Source organism: Paenibacillus elgii NBRC 100335 (genome assembly GCF_004000865.1).
GTDB lineage: Bacteria > Bacillota > Bacilli > Paenibacillales > NBRC-103111 > Paenibacillus_G > Paenibacillus_G elgii.
Genome location: NZ_BIMB01000077.1, coordinates 1 through 24,079, shown reverse-complemented (window position 1 = coordinate 24,079; position 24,079 = coordinate 1). Strand labels below are relative to the sequence as shown.

General features: G+C 50.8%; 20 protein-coding genes and 4 tRNA genes. 20 read left to right on the top strand and 4 right to left on the bottom strand.

The window, feature by feature from the left end:
* From PEL01S_RS32225 to PEL01S_RS32210, 4 genes are all read left to right on the top strand, one after another.
* Positions 1-75 (top strand) — tRNA-Gly (locus PEL01S_RS32225).
* Between the two features lie 12 nt (positions 76-87).
* Positions 88-164, top strand: a tRNA-Arg gene (locus PEL01S_RS32220).
* A 23-nt stretch (positions 165-187) separates the two neighbouring features.
* Positions 188-264, top strand: a tRNA-Pro gene (locus PEL01S_RS32215).
* 26 nt (positions 265-290) lie between these two features.
* Positions 291-361, top strand: a tRNA-Gly gene (locus tag PEL01S_RS32210).
* Between the two features lie 70 nt (positions 362-431).
* On the opposite strand, the gene PEL01S_RS32205 is transcribed toward PEL01S_RS32210, so the two are convergent.
* The gene (locus tag PEL01S_RS32205; RefSeq protein ID WP_127463110.1) at positions 432-1,250 is read right to left on the bottom strand and encodes an SDR family oxidoreductase; all 819 of its coding nucleotides are present in this window, start codon (positions 1,248-1,250) and stop codon (positions 432-434) included.
* Positions 1,251-1,290: 40 nt separating this feature from the next.
* Entirely contained in the window at positions 1,291-3,036 is a 1,746-nt protein-coding gene (locus tag PEL01S_RS32200; RefSeq protein ID WP_127463109.1) for an alpha-glycosidase, read from the bottom strand.
* 405 nt (positions 3,037-3,441) lie between these two features.
* Here PEL01S_RS32200 and ppc point away from each other — a divergent pair, with 405 nt between their 5' ends.
* The 7 genes from ppc to glmS all read left to right on the top strand — a co-directional run bounded on the left by ppc (position 3,442) and on the right by glmS (position 13,865).
* Positions 3,442-6,231: a phosphoenolpyruvate carboxylase gene (ppc, locus tag PEL01S_RS32195; RefSeq protein ID WP_127463108.1), complete on the top strand. Its 2,790-nt coding sequence runs from the start codon at positions 3,442-3,444 to the stop codon at positions 6,229-6,231.
* A 352-nt stretch (positions 6,232-6,583) separates the two neighbouring features.
* Positions 6,584-7,150 carry an RNA polymerase sigma factor SigW gene (gene sigW / locus PEL01S_RS32190; RefSeq protein WP_010496776.1) on the top strand — a complete coding sequence of 189 codons (567 nt, stop codon included), beginning with the start codon at positions 6,584-6,586 and terminating at the stop codon, positions 7,148-7,150.
* Positions 7,151-7,233: 83 nt separating this feature from the next.
* Positions 7,234-7,845 (top strand): zf-HC2 domain-containing protein, encoded by a 612-nt coding sequence (locus tag PEL01S_RS32185; RefSeq protein WP_010496775.1) that lies wholly within the window; start codon positions 7,234-7,236, stop codon positions 7,843-7,845.
* 140 nt (positions 7,846-7,985) lie between these two features.
* Positions 7,986-8,792: a diadenylate cyclase CdaA gene (gene cdaA, locus PEL01S_RS32180; protein ID WP_127463107.1), complete on the top strand. Its 807-nt coding sequence runs from the start codon at positions 7,986-7,988 to the stop codon at positions 8,790-8,792.
* 2 nt (positions 8,793-8,794) lie between these two features.
* Positions 8,795-10,081, top strand: coding sequence for a CdaR family protein (locus PEL01S_RS32175; RefSeq protein WP_063187868.1), 1,287 nt, complete (start codon positions 8,795-8,797; stop codon positions 10,079-10,081).
* Positions 10,082-10,171: 90 nt separating this feature from the next.
* Complete coding sequence (gene glmM, locus PEL01S_RS32170; RefSeq protein WP_127463106.1) at positions 10,172-11,512, top strand: phosphoglucosamine mutase; 1,341 nt, start codon at positions 10,172-10,174, stop codon at positions 11,510-11,512.
* Positions 11,513-12,035: 523 nt separating this feature from the next.
* The gene (gene glmS / locus PEL01S_RS32165; RefSeq protein ID WP_063187865.1) at positions 12,036-13,865 is read left to right on the top strand and encodes a glutamine--fructose-6-phosphate transaminase (isomerizing); all 1,830 of its coding nucleotides are present in this window, start codon (positions 12,036-12,038) and stop codon (positions 13,863-13,865) included.
* Between the two features lie 1,061 nt (positions 13,866-14,926).
* On the opposite strand, the gene PEL01S_RS32155 is transcribed toward glmS, so the two are convergent.
* Positions 14,927-15,817: a CPBP family intramembrane glutamic endopeptidase gene (locus tag PEL01S_RS32155; protein WP_127463105.1), complete on the bottom strand. Its 891-nt coding sequence runs from the start codon at positions 15,815-15,817 to the stop codon at positions 14,927-14,929.
* Positions 15,818-16,116: 299 nt separating this feature from the next.
* Between PEL01S_RS32155 and PEL01S_RS32150 the strand changes: the two genes are divergently transcribed.
* From PEL01S_RS32150 to PEL01S_RS32140, 3 genes are all read left to right on the top strand, one after another.
* Positions 16,117-17,466, top strand: coding sequence for an erythromycin esterase family protein (locus tag PEL01S_RS32150; RefSeq protein ID WP_127463104.1), 1,350 nt, complete (start codon positions 16,117-16,119; stop codon positions 17,464-17,466).
* A gap of 98 nt (positions 17,467-17,564) precedes the next feature.
* Positions 17,565-18,143, top strand: coding sequence for a sensor domain-containing protein (locus PEL01S_RS32145; RefSeq protein WP_127463103.1), 579 nt, complete (start codon positions 17,565-17,567; stop codon positions 18,141-18,143).
* A gap of 295 nt (positions 18,144-18,438) precedes the next feature.
* Complete coding sequence (locus PEL01S_RS32140) at positions 18,439-18,672, top strand: glycine zipper 2TM domain-containing protein (protein WP_108531599.1); 234 nt, start codon at positions 18,439-18,441, stop codon at positions 18,670-18,672.
* Positions 18,673-18,761: 89 nt separating this feature from the next.
* Here the strand turns inward: PEL01S_RS32140 and PEL01S_RS35480 are convergent, their stop codons facing one another.
* Entirely contained in the window at positions 18,762-19,124 is a 363-nt protein-coding gene (locus PEL01S_RS35480) for an imine reductase family protein (protein ID WP_239551344.1), read from the bottom strand.
* A gap of 566 nt (positions 19,125-19,690) precedes the next feature.
* Here PEL01S_RS35480 and PEL01S_RS32130 point away from each other — a divergent pair.
* From PEL01S_RS32130 to PEL01S_RS32105, 6 genes are all read left to right on the top strand, one after another.
* Positions 19,691-20,089, top strand: a complete 399-nt coding sequence (locus PEL01S_RS32130; protein ID WP_063187852.1) for a RidA family protein — start codon at positions 19,691-19,693, stop codon at positions 20,087-20,089.
* Positions 20,090-20,186: 97 nt separating this feature from the next.
* Entirely contained in the window at positions 20,187-20,708 is a 522-nt protein-coding gene (locus PEL01S_RS32125; RefSeq protein WP_127463102.1) for a DinB family protein, read from the top strand.
* A 107-nt stretch (positions 20,709-20,815) separates the two neighbouring features.
* Positions 20,816-21,598, top strand: coding sequence for an alpha/beta fold hydrolase (locus tag PEL01S_RS32120; protein ID WP_174807044.1), 783 nt, complete (start codon positions 20,816-20,818; stop codon positions 21,596-21,598).
* A gap of 216 nt (positions 21,599-21,814) precedes the next feature.
* A complete protein-coding gene (locus tag PEL01S_RS32115; protein ID WP_063915827.1) occupies positions 21,815-22,471 on the top strand; it encodes a phosphatase PAP2 family protein in 657 nt (218 codons plus the stop codon).
* Between the two features lie 28 nt (positions 22,472-22,499).
* Complete coding sequence (locus PEL01S_RS32110) at positions 22,500-22,703, top strand: hypothetical protein (RefSeq protein ID WP_010496754.1); 204 nt, start codon at positions 22,500-22,502, stop codon at positions 22,701-22,703.
* Between the two features lie 321 nt (positions 22,704-23,024).
* The coding region (locus PEL01S_RS32105) for an Ig-like domain-containing protein (protein ID WP_218032564.1) at positions 23,025-24,079 on the top strand (1,055 nt) is incomplete at its 3' end.

Here is a 24,079-nt window from a genome sequence, read left to right as displayed (position 1 = left end):
GCGGAAGTGGCTCAGGGGTAGAGCATCGCCTTGCCAAGGCGAGGGTCGCGGGTTCGAATCCCGTCTTCCGCTCCATAATTACAGTTTGTGCCCTTAGCTCAGCCGGATAGAGCGTTTGACTACGAATCAAAAGGTCGGGAGTTCGAATCTCTCAGGGCACGCCATTTCAAATATTCGCTTGACATCTCGGGACGTAGCTCAGCTTGGTAGAGCACCTGGTTTGGGACCAGGGGGTCGCATGTTCGAATCGTGTCGTCCCGACCATTAATTTTTAAAATTTTGTTTTCCATGCGGGTGTAGTTCAATGGTAGAACTCCAGCCTTCCAAGCTGGTAGCGTGGGTTCGATTCCCATCACCCGCTTAGCGTAAAGAACCGTGCTAGAGCATATCGCTTTAGCACGGTTCTTCTTTTTTTAACGATGTCCTCCGCATTATCCCCGCAGCAGAGATTCGGCGCCGTCAATGTAAATCTCGGTACCGGTAATATGTGATGAATCGTCCGAAGCCAGAAACAGAATGAGTTGACCGACTTGTTCGGCAGAACCCGGGGCTTGCCTTAGCGGATGATCCCCTTCCGGGAACTCGACGGGGATGCGAATATTTTCTACTTCCGGGCGCCGGTATGTGTTCTCCTCAATGTTGGTCTCAATTGCTCCCGGACAAATCGCATTGACTCGAATACGGTATTGAGCGAGCTCGAGCGCGGCCATTTTCATAAAAGCGACTTGGCCTGCTTTGGTGGTACTGTAGGCGCTGAAACCAAAATTGGAAAAGACTCGATTGCCGTTAATGGAACTTGTGATGATGATACTTCCCCCGTGATCCTTCAGATACGGTATCGCGTATTTTACGGTAAGGAATGTGCCCTTTAAGTTAATGTCGTGCACTTGCTCCCAATCGGACACCTCCATATGCTCAATGGCTGTAAGCACTCCGTTGATTCCTGCATTGGCTACAACGATATCCAACCGGCCGAATCGATCCACGGTTTGGTTTATGGCCGATTGAATTTCGCCTGGGATCGAAATGTCCGCTTTGATGGAAAGAGCTTCGCCATGCGTTTTCTCAATTTGCTGCTTAACCTCGTCGAGCTCCTTTTGATTGCGCCCGACTAAACAGACCTTCACTCCATGAGAAGCGAGAAGCAGAGCTGCTGCTTTGCCGATTCCCGAACCGGCTCCCGTAACAAGCGCAGCTTTATTACGCATCCGTTGATCGCTATATATATTTTCTCCATAAGATCGATGCATATTGATTCCTCCTTTAAGCTTTTAGGACAGTGCGTGTTTTTTAAAGAAACCGATACAAGATGCGATAGCCGAGCGGGTCCAGCTTAATGTTCATGATGCCGTCCTCCGGGATCACGGTTTCCCCGGAAAGCGCGTCTTTCCAATCGTCGGTTTCCATCGGGTGCGACAGAACGGTTTCTTCTTCGGTATTGTTCATCCAGACGGTAAAGTGCATATGGCCGTTCAGCCGCTCGTAAATAATTCGCGGATCGCCGGGGTCGGCTTTGAGAAAGCGAAAGCTTCCTGATCTAAGCACATCGTAATCTTTGCGAAGCGCAATGAGGAGCCGGTAAAAGTCGTACAGCTCATTGTCCTGCTTATCCGGATCCCACTCCATGCATTTACGGCAGTCCGGGTCGGGTCCTCCGGTTAAACCGATTTCGTCTCCATAGTAAATACACGGCGTCCCCATATACGTAAGCAGGAATACCACGCACAATTTGACCCTTCGTTTGTCTTCCCCGACACAAGTAAGCACGCGCGGCGTATCGTGGCTGCAGAGCAGGTTAAAAATAACCTCGTTCGTCTGCTGAGGATAACGCATGAGCAAGAAGCCCATACTGTTGGCGAACGTATACCCGTCCATGGCGGATTGCGAGAAAAACTCGAGCACTTTGCTGGAGAACGGATAGTTCATCACCGAATCGAATTGGTCCCCGAGCAGCCATTTCATCGAATCGTTCCACACTTCTCCAACGATGTAAGCGTCCGGGTTCGCGGCTTTCACGACTTTACGGAAGTCGCGCCAAAAGTGGTGGTCGATCTCGCTGGCTACGTCGAGCCTCCAGCCGTCGATTTGGATCTCTTTGATCCAATACTCGGCCACGTCCAATAAATATTGCTTCACTCGAAGATTGGCCGTATTGAACTTGGGCATGTGCGGGAAGAAGCCGAACGTATCGTACGAGGGAATCCCGTCCCGAACGGCCAAGGGATATTCGCGCACATGGAACCAGTCGGCATATTCCGACTTTTCGCCGTGGCGGACAACGTCCTGGAAGAAGGGAAAATGCTCGCTGCAGTGATTGAACACGGCATCCAGCATGACACGGATACCTCGGGCATGGCAGGCATCGACCAATTGTTTCAGCGTTTCGTTGCTGCCGAACTGCGGGTCGACCTTTTTATAATCGAGCGTGTCATATTTATGGTTGGAGGGAGAGTGGAAGACAGGTGTCAAGTAAATGGCATTGACGCCCAAGTTATCAATATAATCCAGATGGTCGATGATGCCTTGCAGGTCGCCGCCGAACGAATTGTCGTTCGTCGGTTGGCCGCCCCACGGCTCCGTAGGATCGGGATCATTAGACGGATCTCCATTGGCAAATCGTTCCGGAATGACCTGGTAAAAGATCGCGGATTTTGCCCATTCCGGCGCGGCATACATATCGACCTCGTGGATATAGGGGAAATCGTAATAGCCGCCTGGCGGGGCAGGCTGCTCGTCATGGATACCCGACTCCGTCATCCATACGCTCTCCGAACCCGCACTCATGCGAAATCCGTACGAGAGACGGCCATACTTTGGTTTGACACTTGCTTCCCAGTAATCGAAATAAGCGTCCGAAGCGGTTTTTTTCATCGGGTATTCCGCGTAGGTCCGATCCCAGTCGTACTTGTCACCGGTGATCGTCAGGATATCCATCACATCGTCCCGTTTCGTGCGGACTCGCAGATGAATGGTATGCTTATCGTATGCATAAGCCCAGTTGCTTTGAGACACATGATAAAAGCACTCCCGAAGCATGGCGCCACTTCCTTCTACACATAATTAGGGTAGCTTATCCTGCTATTAACCTGACGCCGCTCCTGCTAAACAAAGCTTTCTGTAAGGAATTGCGATCCGTAGGCGAAATACCGACAGATTTTGCCAAGCGATGCCATTCGTTAAAATATTGCGACAGCTCTGCAGTTTTGTTATGATCGTTTATAATACCGATCGAGCTTATCTGCTTTTGCCATGTGATAAGCCGTATGCTGCAAACGACGGGACTGCTAAACGGGAAGAATACACGTCGCTCCATTTGCTATACGATCAATCCTATAAATTTACAAAGGTTTTTTTCGCTTTACCGCATAAATGGACTACATGGTTGCCTAAGGTTGTGCTAAAATAGGGGTTATGATCTTGGCTTAGGGATGGAGGAGAACCATGTCGGATTCAGTCAGTTTGATCAACAAAAACACGTCCAACAATTTGCTTCGCCGCGATGTTCGGTTTTTGGGGCATATTTTGGGTGAGGTGCTGGTTCACCAGGGCGGCAATTCATTGTTTACCATCGTAGAGAAGATAAGAGAGATGAGTAAATCGCTGCGCGCCCAGTTTACGCCGGAAATGTATGCGGAGTTTAAGGATACGATAAACGGCTTGGCTCCGGAGATTCGCCATCAGGTCATCCGCGCGTTTGCCGTTTATTTTCAATTGGTCAACATCGCCGAGCAGAATCACCGGATTCGGCGCAAACGTGATTATGAACGTACTTCGGGAGAGAACGTGCAGCCGGGATCGATCGAGGACGCGGTCCGCAAGCTGAAAACGCTTGGTACGCCAACGGCTGAGGTCCGTGAGATGATCGAGGGGATTTCGCTGGAGCTCGTTATGACGGCGCATCCGACCGAAGCGACCCGCCGTGCGGTGCTCGATATTCATCAGCGGATTGCGGCGGACGTGATGGAGCTGGACAACCCGAGCTTGACGTTCCGCGAGCGCGAGCAGCTGCGTGAGAAGCTTCTGGGCGAGGTCATCACCCTCTGGCAGACGGACGAGCTGCGGGACCGGAAGCCGACCGTCGGCGATGAGGTCAAGAATGGACTGTATTATTTTGACGAAACGCTGTTCGACGTGCTCCCTCAAGTGTATCAGGAGCTGGAACGATGTCTGCACAAGTATTACCCGGAGCAGTCCTGGCACGCGCCGACGTTCCTGAAGTTCGGGTCGTGGATTGGCGGGGACCGCGACGGCAACCCTTCGGTCACCTCCACGGTGACGTGGGAGACGCTTACCATGCACCGGGAGCTCGCACTGCAGAAATACGAGGAGCTGCTGACGGATTTGCTGAAGCATATGAGCTTTAGCAAAAATATCGTCGAAGTGACGCAGGAGCTGCTGGATTCGATCCAGCACGACCGGGACATGATCGAACTGCCGTCCGATGAATTATTGCCTAACGAAAAAGAGCCATACCGCATCAAAGTCCGGTATATGGTCGAGAAAATTCGCAATACGGCCAAACCGAACGTGCCGGCAGGCAAAAAATACAATAATCCTCAGCAATTCAAGGAAGATTTGCTGATTATCGAGCGCAGCCTGCGCAATCATTATGCCGATTACATCGCTGACGCCTATGTGCAAAAGCTGATTCGCCAAGCGGAGCTGTTCGGCTTCCATCTGGCTTCGCTGGATGTCAGACAGCATAGTAAAGAGCACGAAGCCGCAATGACGGAAATTTTGGCCAAGATGAGCATCTGTTCCGATTACGGCGCGCTTCCGGAAGAACAAAAGATCAAGTTGTTAACTGATATTTTGAACGATCCGCGGCCGATTACTTCGCCTTACCTGCATTATTCCGAGTCTACGCAGGAATGTCTGGACGTGTATCGCGTCATCCAAAAGGCGCAGCAGGAATTCGGCAGAAGCTGTATCGCAAGCTATCTGATCAGTATGACGCAAGGAGCCAGCGACCTGCTTGAGGTGCTGGTATTCGGCAAAGAAGCGGGCTTGTATCTGCACGAGCCGGACGGCTCCGTCACCTGCACGCTGCAGTCCGTGCCGCTCTTCGAGACGATTGACGACTTGCATGCGGCTCCGGAGATTATGACGACGCTGTTCCAAATTCCGGCTTACCGGAACAGCTTGAACAGCACGAATCAGCTTCAAGAAATTATGCTCGGCTATTCCGACAGCAACAAAGACGGCGGCGTAATTACTGCCAACTGGGAGCTGCGGGTCGCGCTGCGCAGCATTACGGCAGCCGCGAAGCCGTTCGACGTGAAGCTGAAGTTTTTCCACGGGCGCGGAGGTGCACTTGGCCGCGGCGGGATGCCGCTTAACCGGAGCATTCTGGCTCAACCGGCTGATACGGTAGGCGGCGGGATCAAAATCACGGAGCAGGGCGAAGTGCTGTCCTCCCGTTATTCCATGAAGGGGATCGCTTATCGGAGCTTGGAGCAAGCGACATCCGCGCTGATCAAAAGCGCACTGTGGGCACGCAACCCGCAGGCCGACCCTTCCGAGCCGGGCTGGGAAACGATTATGCGCGACATTTCCGAGCAGGCGCAGCAGAAGTATCAGGATCTGATTTTCCGCGATCCGGACTTCCTGACCTTCTTCAAGCAGTCCACACCGTTGCCGGAGATCGGGGAACTCAATATCGGCTCCCGTCCGTCCAAGCGGAAAAATAGCGACCGTTTCGAAGACCTCCGGGCCATCCCGTGGGTGTTCGCTTGGACACAAAGCCGTTATTTGCTGCCCGCTTGGTACGCTTCGGGCTACGGACTATACAGCTTCTACCAAGGGAATCCGGAAAACCTGCGCATCCTGCAGGAGATGTACAATAATTGGGCGTTCTTCCGTTCGCTCATTGACAACTTGCAGATGGCGCTCGCGAAGGCCGATCTGCTGATCGCTAAAGAATACGGCAGCATGATCGAGGACCAGTCGATTGCCGAACGGATCATCCGTATGATCGAAGAAGAGTACGAACGGACGTCGGACCTGATTCTGAAAATTACCGGCCAGCAGGAAATTTTGGACAATGTCCCGGTCATTCAAGAATCGATCCGATTGCGCAATCCGTACGTCGATCCGCTGAGCTATATGCAGGTTCAGCTTCTGTCGGAGCTTCGCCCGCTGCGTGATCAGGGAGGCGATGATTCGCTTCTGCTCCGCGAAGTGCTGCTTACGATTAACGGAATTGCCGCTGGACTTCGCAATACGGGCTGATGCTTATCAACCTGCGAACCGAAAGCCGGGGTGCTTGGCTTATGCCGAGCAGCCCGGTTTTTCTCATGTTTGGTTTCATTAGGCAGGCCGTCGGCCGAAACCAAGTGCCGTCGTTGATCGTAAGAATTTATTAATAGATCGCAGAATGGTGAAACTGCTAAAGCGCGAATACGGAGGGGAGCGCCGCACGATTTCTTTTGGAAAGAGACTGTACAGGCGGTGCAGTCATTTGGTATTCTTTTACTAGTAAACGGAACGGTGATCGAAGAAAGGTCAGGCGTTGTCCGGAAGAATCCGAATTTGACCGTTGGCAAGCCAAGCGGACCCAAGCTCGGAGGTTGGAGGTAGGTCGGTGAATCAAATGGACACCCGGCTCGCCAAGCTCGCCCGGAGCGGGGATCGAGCGGCTTTTGCCGAATTGGTGGAGCTGTACAAGGATAAAATTTACCATCTCGCCTATCGTATGCTGCATAACCGTCATGAGGCGGAGGAAATCGTGCAGGAGACGTTTTTGCGGGTGTACACGAATTTGGACCGTTATGACGAGCAGCAGAAGTTCTCGACCTGGATATACCGGATCGGGACGAACCTGTGCATTGACCGGCTCCGCAAGCGGAAGATCAACTATTCGCTGGACGCCGAGATGAGCGACGGGGAAGGCAGCGACTGGTATTCCGCCCTGCCGAGCCGCGAAGAAACGCCGGATAATCAGGTGGTGCTGTCGGAGACGCAGGAGCAGATTCGTGATTCGATCAAGACGCTGCCGGAGAAATACCGGGCGGTCGTGATTTTGCGTTATCTCCAGGATTTGTCGCTTCAGGAGATTAGCGATGTGCTGGCGATGCCGGTAACGACAATTAAAACCAGATTGCACCGAGGCAGGGAATTTTTGCGTAAAAAATTAGAGCAGGTTTTGTAGCTGTTTTTTGAAACATCTCTCGGCTTCGAACGTATTGTATGAAACAACTTGATCTAATGGACAGAAGAAAGGAGTGGCTCAGGATGAATTGTGAGGAAGCCCTCCCTTTGCTGCATGAATATTTGGACGGGAGCTTGGAAGGAAGGGAAGCGGCGGCGCTCAAAGAGCATTTGCTTGTTTGCCCGGAATGCCGCAAGCGCCTGCAGCAGTTTGAGAAAGTGGAAGCGCTGATTCATGCTTGGCCGACGCAGAAGGTTCCTGACGGCCTGACGGAGCGGATCATGCAGGCGCTGCCACCGGTCAAACGGCAAAATCCATGGTACCGGTGGATCCGTAAGCATCCGGCGGCCTCGGTGGCGGCGGTCTTTTTTCTTGTGATGCTGTCGACCTTCGTTTCTTCATGGAACGATGATCGCGAATTGCTCGTGAAGGGAAATGACCTGCAGTCGGTCGTTATTAAAGGGGATACGGTCTATGTGCCGGCAGGCAGCAAAGTGGCAGGAGATTTAACGGTAGAGAACGGAAAGCTGCAGGTGGACGGCGACATCGCGGGCAACATTACAGTGATTGACGGATCGGTTCAGCTGGCCTCGACGGCGCATATTTCCGGGCATATTCAAGAAATCGACGAAGCCTTCAGCTGGCTTTGGTACAAAATGAATCGGTGGGCTGGAACGATTTCAGGAATGAAATAGGCCAAGTGACCCAATTTTTTAAAATCCTCCCTTACGCGTGGTAGAAAGGGAGGGTTTTTTGTTGCAAATATGGTATGATCTAAGGAAGGGGAACACAATAAGGGAACCGATATGACGGAGGCAGGCTTGGGGGCAACGCGATGGATTGGATTACGGAAATCGATATCAAGGATATTATCGATATATTGATCGTCAGCTACGTCATTTATAAATTGATTTTGGTGGTCCGGGGAACCCGCGCCATCCAATTGCTCAAAGGTATTTTTGTCGTTGTCGTCACTTGGGCGCTCAGCTCATGGTTTAAGCTGAATACGCTGCAGTGGATGATGAATCAAATGTTCACCTTCGGGCTCGTCGGGGTCTTTATCATCTTTCAGCCGGAGCTGCGGAGGGCGCTGGAGCAGCTTGGCCGCGGCAAGCTATTCAGCCGGACGACCGTCGAGGAAGATACGGAAGTGAACCGTCGGATCAACGAGGTGCTGAAGGCCGTTACCTATATGGCCCGGCGCAAAATCGGAGCGCTGATCGTATTCGAACGGGATACGGGACTTACCGACTATATCGAGTCGGGCATCGCGATCGAATCGCAAATCAGCTCGGAGCTGCTGATTAACATCTTCGTGCCGAACACGCCGCTTCATGACGGAGCGGTTATTCTAAGGAAGCATCAGTTGATGGCGGCCGGCTGCTATTTGCCGCTGTCCGAAAATCCTTTTATCAGCAAGGAGCTCGGGACGAGGCACCGGGCGGCGATCGGCATGAGCGAGGTGTCGGATGCGATGTGCGTCATTGTGTCCGAGGAGACGGGAGCTGTCTCGCTCGCGATGAACGGCCATATTTTGCGGGATGTGAAAGAGGATGCTTTGTTGGCCAAGCTGTTCGAGGAACTGAAGCCGAAAGCGAAGACGAAGGAAAAACGCTCCATTTGGAAATGGAGGCGACGCTAGATATGGATCAATGGCTGCGCAACACGAACGTCGTAAAGGTTATTTCGTTGATTATAGGAATCATGCTGTGGGCGGTCGTCCGTGCGGACAACGCTCCGATCGCGGGAACGAGCGGAGCAGGTATTTTGGAGGAAAAAATCGGGAACGTCGCGGTGACGCCGAAGTATGATACGGACCAATTTTATGTCGTGCAGGTCGATCCCCCGCAGGTGACGCTAAGCCTAACGGGCAGGGATTCCGCCCTAAAAAAGGTCATGAACACGGGGACCTATTCGGTGGAGCTGGATCTGACCAAGGTAGGTAAAGGGGAGTATCTGCTCCCGGTCACTCCGATAGGCTTTCCGTCGAATGTGACCGTGAAGGCAACGCCGGCCAATGTCCGGGTCGTGATCGACGATAAGAAAAATAAATCGATGCCGGTTACCGTCAATGTGACGGGAATCCCCGCTGTCGGACTGAAAGCCGGGCAGCCGGTCGCGAAGCCGAAGCAGGTCACCGTATCCGTCCCAAGCCGCATTTACGATGAAGTGGAATCGGTTCGTGCGGACGTCAATGTAGAGAAGGCGTCATCGCCGGTTTCCAGCAAGGTGAAACTGGTGGCCTATAACAAGGACGGCAAGCCGATTGAGACTGCGGTAATCAATCCGGCCGTGGTAGAGGTCGAAGTGCCTATCACCAGCCCGTTCACGCTCGTGCCGCTCCAGGTAAAGCTCGTGGGCGAACCGCCTCGAGGCTACGCCGTAGCTTCCGTCCGGCAGAGTACGGATAAAGTCACGGTATTCGGTCCGCAGAATGTGCTGGATCGGTTGGAATTTTACGAAGGACCTCAGGTGAATCTGGGCGATCTGAAAGAGGATAAGGAGTTCACGCTGCCTATTCCGCCGCGAAATAACGTCAAGCAGCTTGACCCGGATAAAGTGACGGTGAACGTCACGATCGTGCCTTCGGTAACGAAGACACTGGAGGCGATCCCGCTGTCGATCATCGGGCAAAACGACGGTTTTGATACAAAGGTCGTGCTTCCGGAGTCGGGGCAGCTGAACCTGACCGTCGAAGGGGCCAAAGAGCTGATTGACAAGCTGAAGCCGCAGGATGTTCAGGGGATTCTCGATGTGAGTAATTTGCCGCCGGGCAAGCATGAGGTGCCGGTGACCTGGAACTTGCCAACATTTGTGAAGAAGGGGCCGCAGCAGGATTTCAAAGCGACGGTAGAGATCAGCGCAAAGCCAGGCAAGCAGCCGGAAACACCGCCTGCTACCCCGCCTGCCACTCCACCTGCCGCGCCCTAGAATCTGGGGAAGATTTGACCGTTTGGGATGAATCGGTGATAATGGGAAGTAGTTTGTTGACATAAGGCACTGCAAGGGGAGAGAGATTCGATGGGGAAATATTTTGGTACGGACGGTGTCCGCGGAGTTGCCAACCAAGGGTTAACCCCGGAACTCGCGTACAAAATCGGCCGCTGCGGCGGCTACGTCTTGGCAGGTAAAGTGGAGAAACCGAATGTCGTGATCGGTCGCGACACGCGGGTGTCGGGTCCGATGCTGGAGGCGGCGCTGGTCGCAGGTCTGCTGTCCATCGGCGCGAATGTTATCCGTCTTGGCGTGCTGAGCACACCTGGCGTGGCGTATTTGACACGCGAGCTGAAGGCGGACGCCGGTGTCATGATTTCGGCCAGCCACAACCCGGTAGAGGATAACGGAATCAAGTTTTTTGGCGCGGACGGCTTCAAGCTGTCCGACGAGACGGAGCTCGAGATCGAGCGGCTGATGGATGCGACAAACGACGAGCTGCCACGGCCGACCGGCGGAGCGATCGGCAATGTGATCGACAATGAGGAAGCGAAATTCCAATATTTGAGCTATATTCAATCGACGGTAACGTCTTCTTTCAAGGGCTATCGAATCGCATTGGATTGCGCTAACGGCGCGGCTTACGAGCTGGCACCCAAAGTGTTCGAAGCGCTTGGCGCGGAAGTGATCACGATGGGTGCAGAGCCGAACGGACGCAATATCAACGACCACTGCGGTTCGACGCATCCTGAAGATCTGCGGAAGCTGGTGGTTGAGAAGCAGGCGCATATCGGGCTTGCTTTCGACGGGGATGCGGACCGCCTGATTGCGATTGACGAGAACGGTGAAGAAGTGGATGGCGATTTCATCCTGAGCATCTGCGGTCATGCGATGAATCAGGCCGGCAAGCTGCGCGGCTCGACGATCGTGACGACCGTCATGAGCAATATCGGGTTCTTCAAAGGCATCGAAGCGGTAGGCCTGAAGGCGGCAAAGACCGCAGTAGGCGACCGTTACGTGATGGAAGAAATGCGTAAAGGTGGATACAATCTGGGCGGCGAGCAGTCCGGCCATGTCATTTTCCTCGACCACATTACGACGGGGGATGGCATTCTGACGGCGCTGCAGCTTATGGATACGCTGGTGAAGTCCGGCAAAAGCCTGAGCGAGATGAAGGGCATCATGCGCAAATATCCGCAGACGCTTGTGAACGTGCGTGTAGTGGATAAAAGCAAGCTCAACAACAATCCTGCTGTCGAAGCCGTTATTCGTCAAGTCGAGGACGAACTGGGCGACAATGGCAGGGTATTGGTACGTCCTTCCGGTACGGAATCGTTGATCCGCGTCATGGCCGAAGGACCGGACAAAGACCGGGTCGAAGCTTATGTGCAGCAGATCGCCGATGTGATTCAGCGCGAGCTGGTGTAGCCGGGTTAACGCGGGAGAAGGAGCGTAGCTCGGGCCGTTCCCGATGACGCAGAATTCGAGGTCCCGGGCGCCGGAAAGGCATCCGGGATTCTCGCTTCGCGCATGGCGGAAATGAAAGCCGATGAAAATAGAGGTTGCGCTTCCGGGCCAAAATGAATAAGATGGGTATAGAATCTTACTCTAAACGGAAAGGTGGGGCGGGGTTACTTAGCAAGACAAGCGCCAGGACTGGATGGCTTATCCGGGGCTGCTTGATTTTCTGCGCATTCGGTCACAGGGTTCATCGCCGCGGTAAGCGGCGGGTAATGGACTCCACTATCTCTTAGACAACGCAGGAAGCGGGTATCTCAGGTTAGCATCCAGTTGACGAGGTGAAGGTGTTCGAAACATTCGGCGGGGACCTTCCGGCCATCGATCCAGCCGTATCGTCAAAACTGAAAACGTCCGGGCGACCGGACGGACAAAGTTTTTGACGGGATCTAACGAAATTTACTTTCTTTGACAATCAGGAGGTCCTGAACATATGTGCGGTATCGTCGGTTATGTGGGAAAACGGAATTCCCAAGATATATTGATTGACGGCTTGAAAAAACTGGAGTACCGCGGGTACGACTCGGCTGGTGTAGCCGTGTATACGACCGATGGTCTGCAGGTGAAGAAGTCGAAAGGCCGTCTGGCCGTATTGGAATCGAAGCTCGGCGAGATGCCGCTTAGCGGCACGATCGGGATCGGCCATACGCGCTGGGCGACGCACGGCAAACCGTCGGATGAGAATTCGCATCCGCATACGGACAATTCGTTTAAATTTTCCGTCGTACACAACGGCATTATAGAGAATTACATTTCCCTCAAGGAAGAATTGATCGAGCAAGGTCATGTATTCGTTTCGGAAACGGATACGGAAGTTATTTCCCACTTAATCGCAAGCTTGTATGAAGGCGATATCGTAAAAGCGGTACAGAAGGCGGTTTCGCGCATGAAGGGCGCATTCGCGCTGGGCGTATTGACCGAATATGAGCCGGAAAAGCTCGTTGCGGTTCGGTTGTCCAGCCCGCTCATTATCGGTGTCGGCGAAGGCGAGAACTTCATCGGCTCGGACATTCCGGCGATCCTCGAATATACGCGAAACGTGTATATTTTGAACGACGGCGAGATGGCCGCTTTGACGCGTGACGGTGTCGAATTAATGACATTGGAGGGGAATTTTATTTCCCGGGAATTATTCCATGTCGATTGGGATATCGTGACGGCGGAAAAAGCCGGATTTGATCACTTCATGCTGAAAGAAATTCACGAGCAGCCGAAAGCTTATCGTGATACGATGGGCGCCCGTCTGGATGAAAGCGGCAAGAAGGTTGTGCTGAACGAAGTAGGCATGACGCCGGAGCAAATCCGCGCGATTCGACAAGTCCACATCGTGGCTTGCGGTACGGCTTATCATGCGGGTCTGGTCGGAAAATCGGTGATCGAGAAGCTGGCACGTATTCCGGTAGAAACCGATGTCGCTTCGGAATACCGCTACCGCGCTCCGATTATTACACCGGAGACGCTTGTCATCGTTGTGAGCCAATCCGGCGAAACGGCAGATACGCTCGCTGCACTCCGTGAAGCAAAACGCTGCGGCGCGCGGGTGTTAGCTATTACGAACGTGGTAGGCAGCTCCGTTGCCCGGGAAGCGGACGATGTGATCGTCACGTGGGCCGGTCCTGAAATTGCCGTAGCCTCCACGAAGGCGTATACTTCGCAGTTGATCGCCTTTTATCTGCTCGGATTGTATCTGGCTCAGACGCTTGGCACGGTGGACGAGGCTTACATTGCCGAGGTCGCTGCAGGCTTGCAGGAACTGCCGGAAAAGGTCGAGAGCATTTTGGCTCAAGCCGATACGATCAAGGAGATTGCCGAGCAAGTGTCGACGCATGACAATCTGTTCTTCATCGGCCGCGGACTGGATTATGCCGTAGCTCTGGAAGGCTCCTTGAAACTGAAGGAAATTTCTTATATTCATTCCGAGGCCTATGCTGCCGGTGAGCTTAAGCACGGAACGCTGGCTCTCATCGAGGAAGGCATCCCGGTAATCGCTCTGGCGACCCAGGACGACCTCTTCGAGAAAACGGTCAGCAACATCAAGGAAGTCAAGGCGCGCGGCGCGCACGTATTCGGCATCCATGCCGAAGGCGACGCCGAGCTTGCCAAGGTCGTCGACCATACGTTCGCGATCCCGGCAACGCTGCCGCTGTTGACCCCGGCGCTGTCCGTCGTTCCGCTGCAGCTGCTCGCGTATTACGCGTCGCTGGCCCGCGGCAACGATGTCGACAAGCCGCGGAACTTGGCGAAGAGCGTGACGGTGGAGTAGTTGGGGAACGAACCACGTTAATTGTGCATTGAAATTAAAGTCGTTTCAAGCAAATTAAACTTGTATTGAGCAATTAAAAGTCGTATCAGAGTCGAGCAGATGCAGGATTATTTCCTGACTTTTGCTCGGCTTTTTTAGTGCAGGTAGAGAGGCAGAAAACAGGAAAGTACAGGGTTTTTATCGAATATTATATCCAACAATAACTCAGTCTAAACTCATGTGTATCAAGGCTTTGCGGGTATTGGAGCGGGTCCAACTCAGTCGTTTGCTCAAGTTGTCGGAAAGTTGAAGGAAAGTCGAGAAAAACCAGTCAGGACAAGGGCTTGAGCGATTTGGGTTGGAATGGAAGTTGCGATACTTTTCACTTCCAGCCGAATACAAAACAATTCAGATCAGCCTAATTAGAAAAAAGGATAGCTTAATGACATCAGCGTTTGAAAAGTTTGTCCAAGTTTTTAAAACTTATTCGCCCAAAATTGGCGTACCTGGTCCGATATCGTAGATTCGGCAATGAAAGCATCAATCCTATTCCTTTGGAATTAATTAACCTGAATTCTAACGGATACGTTAGTTCAATGAAACAGCGACAGTCTACTTTATTTTCTGCTGACAAAATATTGTTTTGAAAAATTAATTAAAATAAAGTTTTGTTCTTTTACGACGAAACGTGAGGAATTATAAATTATTCCCTTTGAATGTCCTGATGATTGTTTTTCATCGGGACATTTTTTTATGTTGAGGGTGAAACCGATAACTTGTACAAACCGCATAAAGAAAATAAGCCCCAGGCCAATGACAAGAGTTATAAGATTGATTCTGGATATTTGAGCAGCATAGTGCGGATTCAGTGATCGACACTCCATACATGTTGGAAAGCGCAGATCTTCCGGTACGTGGCTAAGTCCAATAATAATGAAAAAAACCCTTGATATGGTAAATCCCCTCGTGGTGGATAACGTAAAAAAGACATCTGGTAGGATGGTCTGAACATTATCCAGGAGGGGATTTTTTTCATGGTAACAGAGCCGTACTGTCCTTGAGATCACTTGATTTGGATGAAATTAATGGTTCGTGCCGCGCATTGTTGCTCGCGACACAATGATTGCAACAATAAAAATAATCAGAGCGGTAATCAGACCGGATTCTCCGATCCAAATCTCAGAGTGACTTCCTGTACTTGTACTTGCACGCGCGAAAGGTCCTTGAATAATGGAATTCCATGCGGCATGGATGATGACCGAAGGCCAGACGCTGCCGGTAGTTAATCGCAGATGGGCGGTAATATAACTAAACGGGACGATACATAGGTACATACCAAGTACGGAGAGAAAGACGGACGTTCCTGCCACGTATAAACCGGCAATCGCGATAGGAACGTGCCAGGTTGCCCAGATTAATCCACTGACTAAAATCGGATACTTCACTTTGGCATAGACCAATCGAGTCAGCATATAACCCCGCCAGCCTACTTCTTCCCCCATAACCGGAATCAAGTTGATCAAGCTTCCCATAATTCCGGCGACAACGACCATAAAGATGAAATTTAGCGGTGTCGGCAGATCCTGCAAACCAAGTGCGTGGTAGAACTTTTCGAAGACGCCGCCTACAGGAAGTTGAAACGATGCGATTCCGCTAAACCAGGCGATGGAGTAGGTAATCGCACAGATGATCATAGGGATCAGCAAAGCGAATCCAATGCCTTTCCATATTGTTGTACTGTTAAGACGGAATGATACGTCTTTGAACCCTTCCCGCAGCAAGATCCGGGCTAGAATGGAAGACAGGGCGGGCGTCAACATGTACACCGCAATAAGTGGGATGCTTTTCGTGATGATTACTACGGTATTCAAGATCATAGAAGTGATGAGCAAGATGCTTAGAAAGAGTCGAAGTCCTGTTCTGGCACGTTGGATTTGCCCCTCGGTACCGAATGCTTCTGCAGGCGATGTCATTGTAATTCTTCCTTCCCATGAGTTATTGTATCTGAATCGAATTCCTGCTATGCCAGCGGGTAACTTGGTCTCCGGTCGATTCGACAGACAAGGTCATTATCGTTCTAGGGCTGTCATCTTCGATAGTACGGAACAATAATCATTTTCTCGTGATACTTGTCAGACCATTTCATGACAGTTCATAACTAGGAAAAGTGATCGTCTACGAGTGAAAATCGGATAAGCGATTGACGCATTGTGCCGGATTGCGAATCAATCTTGCTTTCCCAAATAACTCGAATGAGGAGTAGACGATGAAGATGAATACGAAAAAGATGTACGGTGGAATGATTGCCTTGGTTAGTGCAGCTTTACTGGCTGCAGGATGCGGAGCGGAAAAGGGAGCCCGATCGATAGATGTCGCCAATTCGGCTCAACCGATCCAGAATCAAATCGTCCAATCCATCGAATCCCAGGTGAAGCCGTTAAAGACGATAGACCCGGCGCAACCTTTCGATGATCTGAAGCCGCTTAAAAACATGATTGGGAATGCCCAGTACGTGGGATTGGGGGAGAGTACGCACGGAAGCTCCGAAATTTTTACGATGAAATTTCGCCTGGTGAAGTATTTGGTTACCGAGATGGGCTTTACGAATTTCGCCATGGAACAGGATTGGGGGGATGGTTTAAAGCTAAACGAATACATCCAAACAGGAAAAGGAAATCCTAGAGAGTTTTTGAAGCTGTTGTATCCGGCCGATGAAATTATAGCCATGGTCGAGTGGATGAAGGAGTATAACGCCAACCCATCAAACAAAAAGAAAATCCAATTTATCGGGCCCGACTTAAAGGCACTGGATCAAAGTGTCTACAATAAAGTGATCGACTATGTTCAGCAGCATCACCCTGATATGTTGGACGAAGTGAAAGAAAGGTATAAAGAACTGCCGGCAGTGACTGGCAATCTGGAGATCTATATGAAGTTGACTCCCGGAGAGAAAGAAAGATTCAAGGTGAACGCGGAGAAAGTTGTTCAATTGCTCAACGACAGGACCAAACAGGCCAAAGTCGAGGCGGATTCATCCGAGCTTATCTGGGTGAAAGCAACGGCGAAGGCGATAGAGAACTTCACAACCATGATGATTCCCGCTGACTATCCAAGCATGTTGAAGCTGCACGAACAATATTTGGCCGATCATGTCATATGGGCCCAAGAGGCATTGGGCGGTAAAACGATGGTATGGGCACACAATATCCATGTAGCCAAAGGTGTTATCGATCCGAATTTATACCCAAATGGCGCCGGACAGTTTTTAAAAGATCGCTTGGGCGACCAATATGTCGTCGTGGGCAGCACCACCGCGGAGGGGGAATTTACCTTATACAGCAGTTACACTTATTCCAGCGGAAGCAAGCTGTCGACGGAAACGATTCCGCAGGAGGTGAACAGTTTTAATTATATGCTTGGAAAGGTCCCACATGATATGTTTCTGTTGGATAATCGCCATCTTGAAGGACAGGCGGATCAATGGGTTAAAGAAAAGCGGCCGTTGCTGAGCTTGGGGGGACAACTCATTCCGAAGGCGCCGGTATACTTCGATACGTCCCTGCTGGAGCAGTTCGATATTGTTTTCCACATTCGCAAAACAAGCCCGTCCCATATCAAGTAAGACATGCCGAATATGTCATATGACGTTTTTACACTGTTTCGGCTGACGGAAGAGGCGGTACGATACGGATATTACACGGAGAGGAGCGATGAGCTCTTATGAAATCAGGATTCATCCAGAATGGTTATTTTTTATTGCTAACTTTCGTTACAGGTATGTTTTACTTTTGTTTTTACCTCTTGGCTCTGTCGTTCAGTTTAAGTCTTTCTTTTACGGTCGTCGGCATTCCGCTAGTTACACTCGTATTGCGAACGACTACAACCTTCATCCAATTCGAGCGCACGCAGACGAAAATTTATACCGATATTACGACGGACCCGTACGACAGAAAAGTAATAACGGATGCATCGGTCTGGGCTCAAGCCAAATTAGAGCTTACGGATCGCCGCAACTGGTCCGCCGTCTTCTGGTTAATGAAGAAGTTCGGAATCGGACTGGTCAGTCTCGTCAGCGCGGCCTTGCTCTATGTAGCACCTCTTGCATTCCTGTTGGCACCCCTGTTATATCGATACATCGATATGAATGTCATTTTTATGCAGGTAGATACTTTTGGGAAGTCTCTCTTTATCATGGCTGTGGGAGCGGTACTTGCCGCAATCAACTTCAAGCTGTCTGACCGTTTGGCGAAAGCAATCGGAGGTTATACGCTAAGCATGATTCGGCAGCTCAACCGCTAGCTGTATTGTTTCGGGCCTTCTCGGTTGGGCACCATTAAACAAACGAACAGGATAGGCATCAAATGTTGGGGATTTATGGGTCCAATAGTCCGGTGAATAAGTCATGAGTTGCTGAAGTCCATGGATCCCGGGAGACATGGGAATCTTGGAGAGATTACTCAAGAATTTGAGGAAGATTGTGGATTTTTTGCCGCTAAAGAATTCATTCTAACGGGCTAGGGCAAAATATTTTGAGGGATGCGCTGGAAAGTAATTGAACGGTGTATCCTATCATAAACCGAGGAGGCGAGAATAAATGGCTAAAAACAACGAACACAATCGGGATGACGCTTCTGAAAATAATACTACCAACGCGACTGACACTGATACAGGAGAAGCTGTAGGTACTGTTGGCGGAGGTGCGGTAGGCGCCGTCGTAGGTTCCGCTTTGGGACCCATTGGAACCGTTGTAGGCGGTATAGCTGGAGCGGCGCTGGGGAACAAGGCTGGCGAGAATGCTGTTGAAGGTACTACGGATCAAACAAAATAAATCGGGCTGGTTGAAAAAGTTTAACGGGGGCCGGGGAATCCCGGACCCCTTATTAATATCCAGCACATTCGATACATGAAGGAAATTTTTTATGCATGGCTCTGTCTAGAGGCCGAACTGCTGCGAAACACCTTGATAATCGCGGAAACCTCCTCATTTCCATAACCAGCCTCGACAGCCTTCGCAAAAAGCGGCAATGCATTCGCAGGAAATTCACCATGAATCCCGGATTCCCGTGTTTGTTGAACGAGTCGTTCCACGCTATCGGCAGAGGTTTTGAGGGAACTTTCGGGGTTTTCGAAATGACCTGTCTGGATGACCTTCCCCTGATGCTTGGCTTCTTCCCCTAACAACGGTGCGATAGCGGCGATCATGGAACCGAAGGAATCGACCCATTGGTTCTCCGATTCGAGGATGTGAGCCCCGTGGGCAAAACCGAGCCATGTTTCCAAAAGGTAAGAGATACAGCTAAAGCCTTCGCAGACGCAGAACCCACCGACTCACCTAAATAAATCGAGTTTCCGGCGAGGATCTTGAGAAGCGGTTCGCTCGTTTGGAACGCGGTATGTAAACCCGAAAAAAGGATCACCGTCTCTGCTCCCCTAATATGGCTAGGCCACGCTTGAATCGCTCCGTCCAGATAGTCTGCACCTTGCTCCTGTGCACAAAGCTCATTGTTTCGCGCGTCCTGCGGGGTACCCGTACTTAGCTGAACCAGAGTGCGGCCAGCAAGAACGGGTTTACCATCAACAAGGGCGGAGGGGCGGGGACTTACATAGACCTCGTTGGTTAAAATTGACTCTAAAAATGATTTGGATTATATTCTAGTTAAGCCACTCTCATCGCATTTATAAAGAAAGGAGCATTCGATCCATGAAGAAAAAAACGTTAAAGTTCATATCTTGTGGATACGGATACTCGACTGCTGTTTTTTTCTAGAATCCATTTTACGGGTGAAGTGTGCCTAAAAATGATGGTAAAAAATAGCAGAAAACTTTAGAATGTGAGGTAAATTCAAATGGAACAGGCCAAGATCGTTCGAAAAAATCCGGCAGGGATGCCTGCCCCGGTAGGGAACTACACCCATATTACGAAAATCCCCAGAAACGCAGAGCTGTACGTGACTTCCGGTCAAATTGGTGTAGATCGAAATGGCAGCATCCCTGAACCTATGAACGAACAGATCAAGAATACGTTTGATAACATTAAAACTGTTTTACATTCCGAGGAATTAATGTCGGAAAATATTATTAAGGTTAATATATGGGCTACCCAAAAAATCGATTGGGATTATCTGGATGCCGAGTGGGAGGAGCTATTCGGCAACAATTATCCCGCCATGACGATTGGTTACATTTCTGAATTGGGACTGCCGGAAATAAAAATCGAAATCGAAGTATGGGCAGCGAAAGTCTAAACCCGCTCTCTTTATCCACTCCCACGTAAAAGCCGCGCTTTGACGTGGGATTTTTATTAATCATTCCTGGACGAATGGAGAAGAAAGGGGCAGTTGTATGAATTTTCATTTGAAAGAAGCGATTGAGGTTCTGGAGCGTACGCCGCAAACGTTGGAGTATTTTTTATCCGGTTTGTCGGACGGATGGGTACAGTGCAATGAAGGCGAAGGGACATGGAACGTCGTTGAAGTGATTGAGCATCTCATCGAGGGAGAGAAAACGAATTGGGTCCCAAGGCTGGAGTTTATTCTTCAGGGCGAAAGCAAACCGTTTCCCCCTTTTGACCGTTATGCCCATTTGAATGAAAAAGCAGAAAAATCGTTTGAACAAAAGCTGCATGAATTCAAAACGATTCGAGCCTCAAATATAGCTAAACTTAAGGGGCTTGTCGATTCTGAAGCGCATCTCGAATTGACGGGTATCCACCCTGCATTTGGGGTCGTCAAGCTGAGAGAATTGCTCTCCACATGGGTTGTTCATGATTTAGCCCACATGGCTCAAATCGTTCGCGTCATGGCTGAGAGATACCGGGCGGACGTCGGGCCATGGAAGCAATATTTAGGGATATTAAAAAAATAATGACGGTAACCGCCGACATGGAAATTAGACAAAGATAGGCATTCACCTATGTTTGCCCTGTTGAGTATCTTATTGTTGAAGATACTTCATTGTATGGGGGAATCTGTGTGGGAACCTTTGTTACTGTAGAGCCGGGTGTAAAATTATATGTAGAGGATATTAATCCGGGAGGAAGCAAGACCATTGTTTTTATACATGGTTGGCCGTTAAGCCATAAGCAGTTCGAGTATCAATTTGATGTTCTTCCCGCAATGGGTTACCGCTGTATAGGAATTGACTGGAGGGGGTTCGGCAATTCGGATAAGCCGATAAGTGGTTATAATTATAATCGATTGGCGGGTGATATCCACGCGGTTGTCGGAGCGCTTCAATTGCATGACTTCACGCTCGTTGGTCACTCCACGGGCGGATCGATCGCGATTCGGTATGTGTCCCGCTACAAGGGCCACGGAGTCTCTAAGCTTGTCCTTGTTGACGCTGCGGCTCCTATAGGCTTTACACCGGATACTGCCAATAAATTTCTTCATGAGACGTTAAATGATCGCCCTAAGATGATACGGGAGGTCACCGACGGCTTTTTCTTTCAATATATCACCGCTCCGTTCTCAGAATGGTTTTTTCAATTGGGATTGCAGGCGGCAGGCTGGTCGACCGCGGCCGTCGTCGTTATGCTGAGAGATGAGAAGCTGGATGCCGATCTGCCGCTCATATCCGTGCCTACCTTAATCGTCCACGGCATTCACGACAAAGTCATTCCCTTTCAGCAAGCCCAGGAACTCCATCACAAAATAAGAAATTCGCAGCTTGTCCCGTTTCACTATAGCGGCCATGGCCCTTTCTGGGAGGAACGCAGCAAGTTTAATCAGGTATTGAGTCATTTTATAAGTTAAAATAGAATATGCAATGAAATGACCGGGATTCCTTGATAAATAAGGAGTTCCGGTCTATTTCTTTATGCTTGCCGCAGCAATAAATACCCCTTTTTAGGTATGGAAGCGTGGCAGTGCCGGCTTTATTGTTAAGCTTATGGAATGCGGCATGCAGAGGGCGAAAGTCATGTCCATGCTTATTTCTTTGGGAGCAGCTAACATCGGTGGAGGGGTTACTTGAATAGGTTAAATGTCATATATGCATATGTGTTGAGCCTGCTCACAGCCTGTGGGTTTGGGATCATTGCGCTGGCGGTTAAGGGAGAGCGGCTGTTGGCTTTTGATCACAGCATCTCGTCCTTGATCCAGAGCTGGGAGTCCGCGGGATGGACTCGAGTCATGAAAGGGTTCAGTTGGATCGGTTCCACGATGCCGATTATCGTGCTTTCGCTTGGGATGATCATCGTGCTGTATGTTTTGTTAGGGCGGCGGAAGGAGCTTCTTTTGTTTATAGCGGTGATCGGCGGGTCTACGGCCGTAGGATACGTTTCGAAATCATTGTTCGCTCGGGAGAGACCGAACTTTCGCCGGCTTATGGAGGAAGACGGGTTTTCGTTTCCGAGCTCGTCGTCGGTTGCTGCCGTCGCTTTGTATGGCATTATCGTTTATTTGTTGTGGAGTCCTATCCGAAACCGTACGGGGAAAATCGCGCTTGCGTCAGCGGCCATCTTCATGATGGTCTGCATCGGTCTGAGCCGAATTTATATGGGGGTGCATTACCCGAGCGACGTTATCGGCGGCATGCTGGCAGGCGCGGCTTGGCTGTGGCTGTCGATCGCCGTGTACAAACATCTCTCGGATTCGCGTGATAAAAACACGAAGTTATCGATGTAGTCTGTTTTGTTAACACAGCTTATGATTTATGGCGGAAAAAATAAGAGACCCGGGTGAAAAAATGGAAAATGCCCTTATTGCTTTTGTCAGCATTATGGTCTTGGGAGGAGTTATCTTCTATAGCCTTTGGTGGGAAGGCGGGAATGTAGGCTTTACATTTGCAAAGTGGTTTTTTGGCATTTTTTTCGTAGCGGCGCTGGTTGTTGGCGGCTACACCTACTTTATGAGTTAGGGTGTGGAAATTTAGCTGCATGAAGTAAACTATGGCACCAAGGGCAAGAACGGAGGATACGTGATGGAAGGCTTGAAGCGGAATAAGCGATGGATTGCGATCGTTCTTATATTTATACTTACACTAGGATTGGCTCCCGGCGGAAAGGGGTTTGCTGCGGAGCCGCCTGTTTTGGATCAAGAGCAGCCAAATAGAAGCGGAAATGTTTTTGTTAACCGCGATTATCCGAGATATCAAACCTTTACCCCTGCCATTAGCGGTAAACTTAATAAGATTGAGCTCAACATATTCGATTTTTACAATGGAACCGGGGCATTACGGTTGGGTATCTATAAAGAAGGCGATCTTGGGACGCTGCTTGCCACAGCAGAGTTGACGTCGTACAGCCCAGGCTGGATGGCGTTCGATTTCTCCGGAGTAATGCCTTATTTGAAGAAAGATACGATGTATCGAATGGTTGCCTCTACGGAAAATGGAGGAAGTGGTGTGGGTTTTGGGTGGTACGGCGCTAGCGGCGATCCCTATAAACGAGGCAACTCGCAGTCGCCAGGGTACGACTTTTCCTTCAGGACCTACATGATTCCGGATTATTCGATATCTCCGGGGGAGAGTGAGGTTTCCAGCGCGCAGTCCAGTCTCGTAGCCGATGGGACAAGTCAGACGACGGTTACCGTGAAGATGAAGGACGCGCAGGGCAATGCTTGGCCGACCGGAGGGTCGCCGGTTGCGATCGCTTCGACGTTAGGGACGGTTAGCGCTGTAACGGATAACTATGATGGTACCTACACAGCGACGCTGACGGCGCCGACAACGCTAGGCATCGCGACGATCAGCGCAATGGTCGGTGCCATTCCGATACCAAAGACGGCAAGCGTCCAGTTCGTGCCAGGAGCGCCGTCGGCAGCGACGAGTACAGTGGATGCGGGCAGCGCGACTCTTGCAGCGGACGGGGCCAGCCAAACGACGGTTAGTGTGAAGCTGAAGGACGCGCAGGGCCATGCGTTGACGAGCGGAGGCGCTGTGGTCGCGATCACGTCAACGCTAGGGACAGTTAGCACTGTAACGGATAACCAAAATGGCACCTACACGGCGACGCTAACGGCCCCGACAACGGTGGGGACCGCGACGATTAGCGCGACGGTCGGCGGCAGTGCGGTAGCGTCGACGGCGAGCGTCCAGTTCGTGCCGGGAGCGCCGTCGGCAGCGACGAGCGCGGTGGAAGCGGGCAGCAGTTCCTTGACTGCGGACGGAGCTAGCCAGACGACGATCAGCGTGAAGCTGAAGGATGCGCAAGGTCATGCATTGACGAGCGGAGGGTCGACGGTTGCCATCACTTCGACGCTAGGTACGGTTAGCGCTGTAACGGACAATCAAAA

What these genes read in the sequence shown, in the direction of transcription:
- PEL01S_RS32205 (WP_127463110.1), bottom strand. Translation starts at nt 1,250, where the DNA reads ATGCATCGATCTTATGGAGAAAATATATATAGCGATCAACGGATGCGT.
- PEL01S_RS32200 (WP_127463109.1), bottom strand. Translation starts at nt 3,036, where the DNA reads ATGCTTCGGGAGTGCTTTTATCATGTGTCTCAAAGCAACTGGGCTTAT.
- ppc (WP_127463108.1), top strand. Translation starts at nt 3,442, where the DNA reads ATGTCGGATTCAGTCAGTTTGATCAACAAAAACACGTCCAACAATTTG.
- PEL01S_RS32185 (WP_010496775.1), top strand. Translation starts at nt 7,234, where the DNA reads ATGAATTGTGAGGAAGCCCTCCCTTTGCTGCATGAATATTTGGACGGG.
- cdaA (WP_127463107.1), top strand. Translation starts at nt 7,986, where the DNA reads ATGGATTGGATTACGGAAATCGATATCAAGGATATTATCGATATATTG.
- PEL01S_RS32175 (WP_063187868.1), top strand. Translation starts at nt 8,795, where the DNA reads ATGGATCAATGGCTGCGCAACACGAACGTCGTAAAGGTTATTTCGTTG.
- glmM (WP_127463106.1), top strand. Translation starts at nt 10,172, where the DNA reads ATGGGGAAATATTTTGGTACGGACGGTGTCCGCGGAGTTGCCAACCAA.
- glmS (WP_063187865.1), top strand. Translation starts at nt 12,036, where the DNA reads ATGTGCGGTATCGTCGGTTATGTGGGAAAACGGAATTCCCAAGATATA.
- PEL01S_RS32155 (WP_127463105.1), bottom strand. Translation starts at nt 15,817, where the DNA reads ATGACATCGCCTGCAGAAGCATTCGGTACCGAGGGGCAAATCCAACGT.
- PEL01S_RS32150 (WP_127463104.1), top strand. Translation starts at nt 16,117, where the DNA reads ATGAATACGAAAAAGATGTACGGTGGAATGATTGCCTTGGTTAGTGCA.
- PEL01S_RS32145 (WP_127463103.1), top strand. Translation starts at nt 17,565, where the DNA reads ATGAAATCAGGATTCATCCAGAATGGTTATTTTTTATTGCTAACTTTC.
- PEL01S_RS32140 (WP_108531599.1), top strand. Translation starts at nt 18,439, where the DNA reads ATGGCTAAAAACAACGAACACAATCGGGATGACGCTTCTGAAAATAAT.
- PEL01S_RS32130 (WP_063187852.1), top strand. Translation starts at nt 19,691, where the DNA reads ATGGAACAGGCCAAGATCGTTCGAAAAAATCCGGCAGGGATGCCTGCC.
- PEL01S_RS32125 (WP_127463102.1), top strand. Translation starts at nt 20,187, where the DNA reads ATGAATTTTCATTTGAAAGAAGCGATTGAGGTTCTGGAGCGTACGCCG.
- PEL01S_RS32110 (WP_010496754.1), top strand. Translation starts at nt 22,500, where the DNA reads ATGGCGGAAAAAATAAGAGACCCGGGTGAAAAAATGGAAAATGCCCTT.